This window comes from Phenylobacterium sp. (assembly GCF_030645195.1).
GTDB lineage: Bacteria > Pseudomonadota > Alphaproteobacteria > Caulobacterales > Caulobacteraceae > Phenylobacterium.
Window position 1 is genome coordinate 1 of record NZ_JAUSLW010000026.1, and the last position, 11,341, is coordinate 11,341.

Here is an 11,341-nt window from a genome sequence, read left to right on the forward strand (position 1 = left end):
AAGGGCCCGCAGATCATGCTCAGCCGCGCCCACGGCGGCTTCATGGCCAAGCTGTTCGCGCAGGAAGTGCCGGAAGTCTACGACGGCGTCATCGAGATCCGCGCCGTGGCCCGCGACCCGGGCAGCCGCGCCAAGATGGCCGTGGTCTCCAATGACAGCTCCATCGACCCCGTCGGCGCCTGCGTCGGCATGCGCGGCAGCCGGGTGCAGGCGGTCGTCGCCGAACTGCAGGGCGAGAAGATCGACATCATCCAGTGGAGCCCGGACGAGGCGACCTTCATCGTCAACGCCCTGGCCCCGGCCGAAGTCTCCAAGGTGGTGATGGACGAGGAGGACGAACGCGTCGAGGTCGTCGTCCCCGATGAACAACTGTCGCTGGCCATCGGCCGCCGCGGCCAGAACGTCCGCCTCGCCAGCCAGCTGACCGGCTGGCAGATCGACATCATGACCGAGAGCCAGGAGAGCGAGCGCCGCCAGCGCGAGTTCACCGAGCGCACGGCCCTGTTCCAGGAGGCCCTGGACGTCGACGAGGTCATCGCCCAGCTGCTGGTCACCGAGGGCTTCGCCACGGTGGAAGACGTCGCCTATGTCGAGAACGCCGAAGTCGCGGCCATCGAGGGCTTCGACGAGGACACCGCCGAGGAAATCCAGGCCCGCGCCCGCGACTTCCTGGAGAAGGAAGCCGCCGAACTGGACGCCAAGCGCCGCGAATACGGTGTCGAGGACGCCCTACTGGAGGTCGAGGGCGTCACCCTGCCCGTGGCCGTGGCCCTGGGCGCCGGCGACGTGAAGACCGTCGAGGACCTGGCCGGCCTGATCCCCGACGACCTGCGCGGCTGGTTCGAGAGCAAGGACGGCGAGCGGGTCCGCGAGCCGGGCATCCTGGAGGCCTTCAGCCTGGACGCCGCCGACGCCGAGGCCCTGATCATGCGGGCCCGGGTCGCCATGGGCTGGATCGAGGCCCCGCCTGAGCCCGAGGTCGAGGAAGCCGCTCCGGTGGAGCTGACGGAAGAAGAGCAGGTGTTCGGCACCGCCGCGTCCCAGGCCGCCGCCTCGGCCGCCAGGGCCGCCGCCGCCGTGGAAGCCCCCGCCGAAGACGCGGCCGCCGAAGCGACCCCTGCCGACAGCGAGGAGGCGTAAGCCTCAGCGTGACCGTCTCGTCCGCCCCAAAGACCCTGGCGCAGGTCGCGCGCGAGCGTCGCGACATCGTCACGGGTGAGGTGATGGCCGAGGACCGCCTGATCCGCTTCGTTGCGGGTCCGGGCGGGGTCGTGGTCCCGGACCTGGCGCGCAAGCTCCCGGGCCGGGGGATGTGGGTGGCCGCCGACCGCGCCTCGGTGGAGACCGCGGCGAAGAAGGGGCTGTTCTCCCGCTCGGCCAAGGCCAAGCTGATCGCCAGCCCCGACCTCGCCGACCAGGTGGACGTCCTGCTGCGCCGCCGGGTCCTGGACGGTCTTGGTCTTGCCAAGCGGGCCGGCGATCTTATCTCTGGTTATGAGAAGGTCGCCGCCGCGCTGAACGCCGGCCGCGCGGCCTGGGTTATCGAGGCCGCCGACGGCGCGGCGGACGGTCGCCGCAAGATCCTCAATGTGGCCCGCAAGTCACCGCGGGCGCCCAAGCTTCTCGGACTCTATTCCAATGAGGAATTGGGTTTGGCCTTGGGTGGAGAGAATGTGATACACACCGCCTTCCTTGCGGGGCGCGGCGCCGATCAGTGGACATTCGATGTCCACCGTTTATCTGGCTTCCGCCCGCTCCTTCCCGAGAGTTGGCGCGAGGAGCCCTGAAGAGGCGGGCGGAACGAACCTCGTTCCGCGCGCCTAAAGCTATTGAACGTGGTCGGAACGCCCGACCGGTATGTAAAGCGAGCGCATGAGCGACGAGAACGACAACGGCCGACCCCCCGCCCCTGGCGGACGCACACCTCTCACCCTGAAGCCGCGTGGCGTCGCAGGGTCGGTGAGCGCGGGTACGGTGAAGCAAAGCTTCAGCCACGGCCGGTCCAAGACCGTGGTCGTCGAGACCAAGCGCGCCCGCACCCACACCGCCCCTCCGGGCAACCTGGCCGCGCCTTCCCCCGCCGAGAAGCGGGTCTTTACCCCGCCGGCGCCGTCGGCCCCGCGCCCCTCCGGTCCTGCCTCCGACGGCAACCTGTCGGCCGAGGAACAGCGCGCCCGTCAGCGGGCCATCGAGCTGGCCCGCGAACATCAGGCCCGCCAGGCCGCCGAGCAGAAGGCCCGCGAGGACCGGGCTCGCGCCGAGGCCGCCGCCCAGGCCGTCGCCGCGGCCAAGCCGGTGGAGGCCGCGCCTGTCGCCGCCGCGCCGACCCCGGCGCCGGAAGCTCCGGCCGCCGCAGCGCCTGTCGCACCCCCGGCCGCACCCCCAGCGCCGGTCGCGGCGGCTCCGGTCGCGCCCGTCGCGCCCGTGGCGCCGACCCCCGCCCCGGCCGCTCCGGTCCAGGCGCCCGTGGCTTCGGCCCCGGCTCCCGCCGCCCCGCGTCCCCCGGCCGCCGCTCAACCGGGTCAGACCCGCACCTATGAGCCGTCCCGCGAGCGCCGCGACGACCGGCCGTCCACCACCACCTATCGCCCCGAGCGGGCGCCGGGCCGGTTCGAGAACACCAGTTTCGGCCAGCGCGCCCCGCGTCCCGGCCAGGACCGTCCCCAGACCGACCGCCCCGCGGCGGCCGCCCGTCCGGGCGGCGACCGTCCCCAGGCCGATCGCGGCGCCCGTCCCGCGGCGCCTGCCGCCGGCGCCGACACCGTCCGCTATTCGGCGCTCGCGCCGCGTCCGGCCGCGCCCCGTGACGGGGCTCGTCCCGGCGGCGCCCGTCCCGGCGCCGGCCGTCCGACCCCGAACGCTCCGCCCGCCACGCCTGAGATTCAGCGCGCCGCCCGCCAGGCCCCGCGGCCCGGCGGCGACGTCGTCGCCCGCCGCGACGATGACGAGGATACGCGCCGCAAGGCCGGCGCGGCTCCCACCAAGGCCATCTCCCGCGTCAAGGGCGCTCAGCAGCGCCGCGAGGGCCGTCTCACCATCCAGGCCGTGGCCGGGGATGACGAGAGCGCCGTCGAACGCATGCGTTCCCTGGCCTCGGTTCGCCGGGCCCGCGAGCGTGAACGCGAGAAGCGCAAGGGCGGCGGCCAGGAAGCCGCCCGCGCCGCGCGCGAAGTCATCATTCCCGACGTCATCACCGTGGCCGAGCTCGCCAACCGGATGGCGACCCGCGGCGTGGAGATCATCAAGTTCCTGATGCGTCAGGGCGTGATGCTGAAGATCAACGACGTCATCGACAACGACACCGCCGAGCTGGTGGCCACCGAATTCGGCCACACCGTCCGCCGCGTGTCGGAAGCCGACGTCGAAGAGGGCTTCATCGGCGACGAAGATCTCGACGATCACCTGGTGTCCCGTCCTCCGGTCGTGGCGGTCATGGGTCACGTCGACCACGGCAAGACCTCGCTGCTGGACGCCCTGCGCTCGGCCGACGTGGCCAAGGGCGAGCATGGCGGCATCACTCAGCACATCGGCGCCTATCAAGTGCGCCTGGAGAACGGCCAGTCCGTCACCTTCCTGGACACCCCTGGCCACGCCGCCTTCTCGGCGATGCGGGCTCGCGGCGCCGACGTCACCGACATCGTGGTCCTCGTGGTGGCCGCCGACGACGGCGTCATGCCCCAGACCATCGAGGCCATCCACCACGCCCGGGCGTCCGGCGCGCCGATCATCGTGGCCATCAACAAGATCGACAAGCCCGGCGCCGATCCGCAACGGGTGATCAACGAGCTGCTGCAGCACGAGATCGTCGTGGAGAGCCTGGGCGGCGAAACCCAGGCCATCCAGGTCTCGGCCACCCAGAAGCTCGGCCTCGACGAACTGATCGAGGGGATCCTGCTGCAGGCCGAGGTCATGGACCTGAAGGCCAATCCCGACCGCACCGCCGACGGCACCGTCATCGAGGCCAAGCTGGATCGGGGCCGCGGCGCGGTCTCCACCGTCCTGGTCAAGCGCGGCACCCTGAAGCGCGGCGATATCGTCGTGGCCGGTTCCAACTTCGGCCGCGTCCGCGCCCTGTTCAACGAGCGCGACGAACAGCTCGACGAAGCTGGCCCCTCGGTGCCGGTGGAAATCCTCGGCCTGGACGGCACGCCGTCGCCGGGCGAGCCTTTCGCGGTGGTGGAGAACGAGGCCCGCGCCCGCGAGCTGACCGCCTACCGCACCCGCGTGAAGCGTGAAAAGGCCGGCTCGCCGGTCGCCGGCGGCGTCACCATGGCCGACTTCATGGCCAAGCTGCAGGACAAGAAGATCTCCGAGCTGCCGGTCATCATCAAGGCCGACGTCCAGGGCTCGGCGGAAGCCATCGTGGGCTCGCTGGACAAGCTCGGCACCGACGAGGTCCGCGCGCGGATCATCCTGTCGGGCGCCGGCGCCATCAGCGAGAGCGACGTCATGCTGGCCAAGGGGGCCAATTCGCCCATCCTCGGCTTCAACGTCCGCGCCTCCAGCCAGGCCCGCCAACTGGCCGAGCGCGAAGGCGTCGAGATCCGCTACTACGCGGTGATCTACGACCTCATCGACGACATCAAGGGCGTGCTCTCGGGCATGCTGGCGCCGGAACAGCGCGAAACCTTCATCGGCAACGCCGAGGTCCTCCAGGTCTTCGATATCACCAAGGTCGGACGGGTCGCCGGTTGCCGGGGCACCGAAGGCACGGTCCGCAAGGGCGCCCGCGTCCGGATCATCCGCAACGACATCGTCGTCCTCGAACTCGGCACCCTGCAGACGCTCAAGCGCTTCAAGGACGAGGTCAACGAGGTCAACGCCGGTCAGGAATGCGGCATGTTCTTCCAGGGCTTCCAGGACATCAAGGAGGGCGACACCATCGAGTGCTTCACCCTCGAAGAGGTCAAGCGCAGCCTCTAGACCCGGCCGGTTGGCCTGGGCTGAACTTCATGAGAGCCTCCCTGGAAACGGGGAGGCTCTTTTGATGTCCGCCGGCGTCGCGCGATAGAGCACGTCAGGCGGAAGTGGATACCGGTTCCGCCGCCCGACGTGCTCTGATGTTTTGAATCTAGACCCTGACCGTTTCAGATGAGTCCATCTGAAACGGTCAGGGTCTAGCCCCTCGCCAAGGCCATCAAGACGCCCCATTTTCCGCGCATTCGACGGCGGGCCTGAACGGAGTAGACCATGCGCATCTTTCTGGTGACCGCCCTGCTGCTGTCCCTGACCGCCTGCGCCTCGGCCCAGCGCCTGGACGCGGCTGGGGATGTCCACACCCTGCTGGTCTCCATCCGCGACGAGGACCAGGCGACCTTCGACGCCCATGTCGATCGCGACGCCCTGAAGCAGGAGATTTCCGCCCGCCTGACCGCCGAGGCCAAGAGCCCCAAGGTGGACAAGAGCTGGCAGGCCCTGGGGGCCATCCTGGCGCCGGCCATCGCTGACATCGCCGGCGACGCCCTGGTCCAGCCCCGGGTCTTCCACAAGGTCGCCGAGTCCTACGGCTACAAGGCCGGCCAGCCCCTTCCCAACCGGATCGCCATCGCCGGCTCGCTGAAGGCCATGGACGATGGCCGGGTCTGCGCCACCCGGACCAAGGACGGCCCCTGCATCCTGATCTTCACGCGGGAGGAGGGGGTCTGGAAACTCTCGGGCTTCGAGGGCGATATTTCGACCCTGCGCATCAAGCTGTAACCGGGTTACGCTCCCCGAAAAGCGGGGGGACGCCATGGGCTACGAGGCCGCGCTCAGCGCCTACGAGAAGTTCCAGTTCGATGACGGGCGCTGGACCCGCGACGTCTACAGGCGCGGCTCGGGCCCTGCCGTCATCGTCATCCACGAGATGCCGGGCCTCCATCCCCTGGTGGTGCGGTTCGCCGATCAGGTCGCCGCGGCCGGCATGAGCGTCTATTGCCCCAACCTCTTCGGCGTCGCCGGCCGTCCGGCGACCCACCCCCTGGGGGCGGCTACCATGCTGGGCGGCATCTGCATCCGCCGCGAGTTCAATGTCTGGGCCACCGACAAGTCCAGCCCCATCGTCGACTGGCTCCGGGCGCTGGCCCGCAAGGCCCACGCCGACTGCGGCGGCAAGGGGGTGGGGGCCGTGGGCATGTGCTTCACCGGCGGCTTCGCGCTGTCCATGATGACCGAGCCCAGCGTCGTGGCGCCGGTGGTCTCCCAGCCCTCCCTGCCGTTGGGATCGAGCAACCCCAGGCGCGCGGCCGGGATCGGCGCCTCGCCGCAGGAGATCGCCTGCGCCCGCTCGCGGTTCGCGCAGGAGGGCCTCTCCATGATCGGCCTGCGCTTCTACGGCGACCCCTTCGTCCCCGACGCCCGCTTCGACACCTACAAGCGAGAGTTCGGCGACAAGTTCGAAGCCATCGAGATCGACCCCAAGGACGCCGCCCCCGGCCCCCTGAAGCACGCCCACTCGGTGCTGACGGTGAATCTCGCCGAGAGCGGCCCCACCAAGGCCGCCGAACAGCGGGTGATCGCCTTCTTCAAGGAACGCACCGGGGCGTAAGGCTGGACTTCCTCCGTCCATCCCACTAGAAGCCGCCGCTTGCCTGAGACCCGCGTCCGATCCGCGGGCCAGGCCTGCGAAGGTTCAGCGATATGAAACGTCATTCCGCCGGGAAGCATTCCGGCCCCAGCCAGCGCCAGCTGCGCGCCGGCGAACTCACCCGCCACGCCCTCGTCGAGGTGATGCGCGACCATGAGATCCTGGATCCGGACCTCGCCGGCGTCTCGGTGACGATCACCCAGGTGCGGTTGAGCCCGGACCTGCGCCACGCCGTCTGCTTCGTCGAGCCGCTCGGCGGCGGCAAGGCCTCGGTGGTGGTCGACGCCCTGAACCGCCACGCCAAGTTCCTGCGCGGGCTTCTCGGCCGCTCCATCGACATGAAGTTCACGCCGGACCTGAAGTTCATCCACGACGAGACCTTCAACCAGGCCAGCCGCATGAACGCGCTGTTCGAGGACCCCAAGGTCGCCCAGGACATCGCGTCCGCCCCCGACTCCGACGAGGACTGATCTCCCCCATGGCGCGACGCAAGAAGGGCGATCCAGTCTCCGGCTGGATCTGCCTCGACAAGCCCTATGACCTGACCTCCACCAGCGCGGTCGGCCGCGTGCGGCGGCTGTTCAACGCCCAGAAGGCGGGACATGCCGGCACGCTGGATCCCCTGGCCACCGGCATCCTGCCCATCGCCCTGGGCGAAGCCACCAAGACCGTCCCCTTCCTGATGGACGCCGACAAGACCTACCGCTTCGTCATCGAGTGGGGCCGCACCACCGCCAGCTTCGACCGCGAGGGCGCCACCACGGCGACCTCCGACGTGCGGCCGACGGTGGCGCAGGTGGAGGAGAAGCTGCCGGCCTTCGTGGGCGAGATCTCCCAGATCCCGCCGATCTTCTCGGCCATCAAGGTGGACGGCGAGCGGGCCTACGACCTGGCCCGCGCCGGCCACGAGGTGGAGCTCAAGGCCCGCCCCGTCACCATCCATTCGGCCCGGGTCACCGACGCCCCCGACGCCGATCACGTCGAGATCGAGGTCACCTGCGGCAAGGGCACCTATGTCCGCGCCATCGTCCGCGACCTGGCGCAGATGCTGGGGGCCTGCGCCCATGTCAGCGCCCTGCGCCGCACCCGGGTCGGGCCCTTCTCTGAGGAGCGGGCGATAACACTGGAATTGCTTGAGGATTTGGGGCATAAGCCCGGCCATCTGGAGGCCTTGCTTCCGGTCGAGACCGCCCTGGACGACATCCCGGAGCTGGCCGTGACCGCCGAAGACGCCTTCAGCCTTAAGCAGGGACGGTCCATCCTTCTCGTTCCCCGACAGGTTGAAGCCCTGAAAGCTCGGCTCACGCTGGGTTCTCGAACCGTTTCAGTGCTGTCGGAGGGGATGATGGTCGCCCTCTGCGAGATGCGCGCCGGCAAGCTCGAGCCGTCGCGAGTCTTTCATCTGACAAAGAGCGGAGACTGACCGATGTCGATTACGATTGAACGTAAAGCCGAGCTTATCAAAACCCATGGCCGCTCCGAGGCTGACACGGGTGGCGCTGAAGTGCAGGTCTCGATCCTCACCGAGCGGATCGCGAACCTGACCGAGCACTTCAAGATGCACAAGAAAGACAACCACTCGCGCCGGGGCCTGCTCAAGATGGTGTCCCAGCGCCGCCGCCTTCTCGATCACCTGAAGTCGACCGACATCGGACGCTATCAGGCCATCATCGAGAAGCTGGGTCTGCGCCGCTAGGACCTCAAGTCCAGCCCCCGCGAGAGCGGGGGCTTTGCGTATCAGGCTCTATTCCATTGCGCCGCTTCCTCCGCGACAGGCCGGGGGATCAAAAGCGGCGATGGGCCGCCCCTTTCGGTGGGCGCCCGAACACGCCGAGGGTTCCATAGTAATCCTCACCCCGCCTGTTTGACTGGAGAGGATTTCGGGAGCCCGACGCCCTGTCCGCCCCCGCCGGGAATACGCCCGCGGGATGAGAAAGAAGCAAAATGTTCGATATCAAACGCAAGACCATCGAGTGGGGCGGCAAGACGCTGACCCTGGAAACCGGCCGCATGGCCCGCCAGGCCGACGGCGCCGTTCTCGCCACCTACGGCGAGACCATGGTGCTGGCCACCGCGGTGTTCGCCAAGAGCGCCAAGCCCGGTCAGGACTTCTTCCCCCTGACCGTGAACTACCAGGAGAAGTTCTACGCCGCGGGCAAGATCCCCGGCTCCTTCCCCCGCCGCGAGGGCGCGCCCTCGCAGAAGGAAACCCTGACCTCGCGCCTGATCGACCGTCCGATCCGCCCGCTGTTCGTCAAGGGCTTCAAGAACGAAGTCCAGGTGGTCTGCACCGTCCTGGCCCACGACCTGGAAAACGATCCCGACATCGTCGCCCTGGTGGCGGCTTCCGCCGCCCTGGTGATCTCCGGCGCCCCCTTCATGGGCCCGATCGGCGCGGCCCGCGTGGGCTACGTGAACGGCGAGTACATCCTGAACCCGACTCTCGACGAGATGAAGGAAAGCAAGATGGACCTCGTGGTGGCCTCGACCAACGAAGCCGTCATGATGGTGGAATCCGAGATCCAGGAGCTCAGCGAGGATGAGGTCCTGAAGGGCGTCATGTTCGCCCACGCCGGCATCCAGCCGGTGATCGAGGCGATCATCGAACTGGCCGAGCACTCCGCCAAGGAGCCCTTCGACTTCGCCCCCGACGACACCGACGCCATCAAGGCCGAGGTGAAGAAGCTGATCGGCAAGGATCTCGCCGCGGCCTACAAGATCGTCGCCAAGGGCCAGCGCCAGGACGCGGTCGCCAAGGCCAAGGCCAAGGCCACCGAGAAGTTCGGCAAGTCCGACGCCAACCCCACGGGCTACGCCCCCGACAAGCTCGCCGGCGTGTTCAAGGAGCTGGAAGCCGACGTGGTGCGTCGCAACATCCTCGACACCGGCATCCGCATCGACGGCCGCACCGTCGACAAGGTTCGCCAGATCGTCTCGGAAGTGGGCGTCCTGTCCCGCGCCCACGGTTCGGCCCTGTTCACCCGCGGCGAGACCCAGGCCCTGGTCGTGGCCACCCTGGGCACCGGCGACGACGAGCAGCTGATCGACGCCCTGGAAGGCAAGTACTACGAGAAGTTCATGCTGCACTATAACTTCCCCCCCTTCTCGGTGGGGGAAACCGGCCGCATGGGCGCGCCCGGTCGCCGCGAAGTCGGCCACGGCAAGCTCGCCTGGCGCGCCATCCGGCCGATGCTGCCCAGCCAGGAAGACTTCCCCTACACCATCCGCCTGGTCTCCGAGATCACCGAGTCCAACGGCTCGTCCTCGATGGCCTCGGTCTGCGGCTCCTCCCTGGCCCTGATGGATGCGGGCGTGCCCCTGAAGAAGCCGGTCTCCGGCATCGCCATGGGCCTGATCCTCGAGAGTGACGGCTTCGCGGTCCTGTCGGACATCCTGGGTGACGAAGACCACCTCGGCGACATGGACTTCAAGGTCGCCGGCACCGAGGACGGCATCACCTCCCTGCAGATGGACATCAAGATCGCCGGCATCACCGAAGCGATCATGAAGCAGGCCCTGGAGCAGGCGAAGGGTGGCCGCAAGCACATCCTGGCCGAGATGGCCAAGGCCATGGAAGCCCCGCGTCAGGAACTCGGCGAGTTCGCCCCGAAGATCGAGACCATGAAGGTCCCGGTCGACAAGATCCGCGAAGTGATCGGGTCGGGCGGCAAGGTCATCCGCGAGATCGTGGAAAAGACCGGCGCCAAGATCGACATCCAGGATGACGGCACGGTGAAGGTTGCATCCTCTTCGGGCGCCGCCATTACGGCTGCCATGAAGTGGATCAAGTCAATCGTGTCGGAACCGGAAGTTGGCGAGATCTATGACGGCAAGATCGTCAAGGTCGTGGACTTCGGCGCATTCGTCAATTTCTTCGGCGCGAAGGATGGCCTGGTTCACGTTTCGGAACTTGCGCAGAAGCGCGTGAATAAAGTCTCCGACGTGGTTAACGAGGGCGACGCCGTGAAGGTCAAGCTTTTAGGGTTTGATAACCGTGGCAAAGTTCGCCTTTCCATGAAGCAGGTTGACCAGGTGACCGGCGAAGACTTGTCAAAGCAGCAGGCTGAAGCCGCACCGGCAGAAGAAGCCGACGCTTCATAAGCTCATACGTTTCAAATTCTGAAGGCGCGGGGGACATCTCCCGCGCCTTTTTATTTGTTTGCTAACCATGATCGGGAGCTTGCCGGCAGCGTTTCGCTAAAATCGGAGGGAACAGGTTAAACCTATCGAAAATACGCAGTGATACTGATTGGGCCATACAAAATTGCACATCCAAAAGGTATCACGATGGCAACGCCTACGGCCCAAGAGCAACTGTTTCTTGAACTGATCAACCGGGCCCGCCTTGATCCCTTGGGCGAGGCGGTGCGTTATGGCATTGATCTGAACGCGGGCCTTACTGCGGGCACCATCAGCACGGCGCAGAAGCAGGTTTTGACTTTCAACGAACTTCTCAACGACTCAGCCGATGGCCATACGGCATGGATGTTGAGCACGGGACTATTCCAGCATGCAGGTCCCGGCAACAATACCGCGGGCCAGCGCATGGCGGCGGCGGGGTACAATTTTTCTGGCTCACCCTCGATGTGGGGCGAAAATCTCGCATGGGCCGGCTCTTCCGCAGCAATTGACGTCAATGCCTATGTTTTGACATTGCACAAGAATCTGTTTCTGAGTGCCGCCCATCGCACATCCACGATGAAAGAAGGCTTCAAGGAAATTGGCGTGGGTGCAACCGCCGGAAGTTTCGGTGGCTACAACAGCCTGGTCGTGACG

10 protein-coding genes are annotated in these 11,341 nt (G+C 67.5%); all 10 read left to right on the top strand.

The window, feature by feature from the left end:
• Positions 1-1,140: transcription termination/antitermination protein NusA (locus Q7T09_RS02195; protein WP_304697332.1), on the top strand; the 1,140-nt coding region annotated here is incomplete at its 5' end.
• 8 nt (positions 1,141-1,148) lie between these two features.
• Positions 1,149-1,787 (top strand): RNA-binding protein, encoded by a 639-nt coding sequence (locus tag Q7T09_RS02200; RefSeq protein ID WP_304697333.1) that lies wholly within the window; start codon positions 1,149-1,151, stop codon positions 1,785-1,787.
• A gap of 85 nt (positions 1,788-1,872) precedes the next feature.
• Positions 1,873-4,923 (top strand): translation initiation factor IF-2, encoded by a 3,051-nt coding sequence (gene infB, locus Q7T09_RS02205; RefSeq protein ID WP_304697334.1) that lies wholly within the window; start codon positions 1,873-1,875, stop codon positions 4,921-4,923.
• Between the two features lie 267 nt (positions 4,924-5,190).
• On the top strand, positions 5,191-5,697 hold the full coding sequence (locus tag Q7T09_RS02210; protein ID WP_304697335.1) for a DUF2939 domain-containing protein: 507 nt from the start codon (positions 5,191-5,193) through the stop codon (positions 5,695-5,697).
• Positions 5,698-5,731: 34 nt separating this feature from the next.
• Complete coding sequence (locus Q7T09_RS02215; RefSeq protein WP_304697336.1) at positions 5,732-6,526, top strand: dienelactone hydrolase family protein; 795 nt, start codon at positions 5,732-5,734, stop codon at positions 6,524-6,526.
• A 74-nt stretch (positions 6,527-6,600) separates the two neighbouring features.
• Complete coding sequence (gene rbfA, locus Q7T09_RS02220; protein ID WP_304697341.1) at positions 6,601-7,035, top strand: 30S ribosome-binding factor RbfA; 435 nt, start codon at positions 6,601-6,603, stop codon at positions 7,033-7,035.
• Positions 7,036-7,043: 8 nt separating this feature from the next.
• A complete protein-coding gene (truB, locus tag Q7T09_RS02225; RefSeq protein WP_304697337.1) occupies positions 7,044-7,988 on the top strand; it encodes a tRNA pseudouridine(55) synthase TruB in 945 nt (314 codons plus the stop codon).
• A gap of 3 nt (positions 7,989-7,991) precedes the next feature.
• On the top strand, positions 7,992-8,261 hold the full coding sequence (rpsO, locus tag Q7T09_RS02230; protein ID WP_304697338.1) for a 30S ribosomal protein S15: 270 nt from the start codon (positions 7,992-7,994) through the stop codon (positions 8,259-8,261).
• A gap of 248 nt (positions 8,262-8,509) precedes the next feature.
• Positions 8,510-10,666 carry a polyribonucleotide nucleotidyltransferase gene (gene pnp / locus Q7T09_RS02235; protein ID WP_304697339.1) on the top strand — a complete coding sequence of 719 codons (2,157 nt, stop codon included), beginning with the start codon at positions 8,510-8,512 and terminating at the stop codon, positions 10,664-10,666.
• A gap of 186 nt (positions 10,667-10,852) precedes the next feature.
• Positions 10,853-11,341 (top strand): CAP domain-containing protein (locus Q7T09_RS02240; RefSeq protein ID WP_304697340.1); only part of this gene is annotated, 489 nt, incomplete at its 3' end.

Excerpts from the sequence above, each read along its gene's own strand:
- pnp (WP_304697339.1), top strand. The coding sequence starts at position 8,510 with ATGTTCGATATCAAACGCAAGACCATCGAGTGGGGCGGCAAGACGCTG.
- truB (WP_304697337.1), top strand. The coding sequence starts at position 7,044 with ATGGCGCGACGCAAGAAGGGCGATCCAGTCTCCGGCTGGATCTGCCTC.
- infB (WP_304697334.1), top strand. The coding sequence starts at position 1,873 with ATGAGCGACGAGAACGACAACGGCCGACCCCCCGCCCCTGGCGGACGC.
- rpsO (WP_304697338.1), top strand. The coding sequence starts at position 7,992 with ATGTCGATTACGATTGAACGTAAAGCCGAGCTTATCAAAACCCATGGC.
- Q7T09_RS02210 (WP_304697335.1), top strand. The coding sequence starts at position 5,191 with ATGCGCATCTTTCTGGTGACCGCCCTGCTGCTGTCCCTGACCGCCTGC.
- Q7T09_RS02215 (WP_304697336.1), top strand. The coding sequence starts at position 5,732 with ATGGGCTACGAGGCCGCGCTCAGCGCCTACGAGAAGTTCCAGTTCGAT.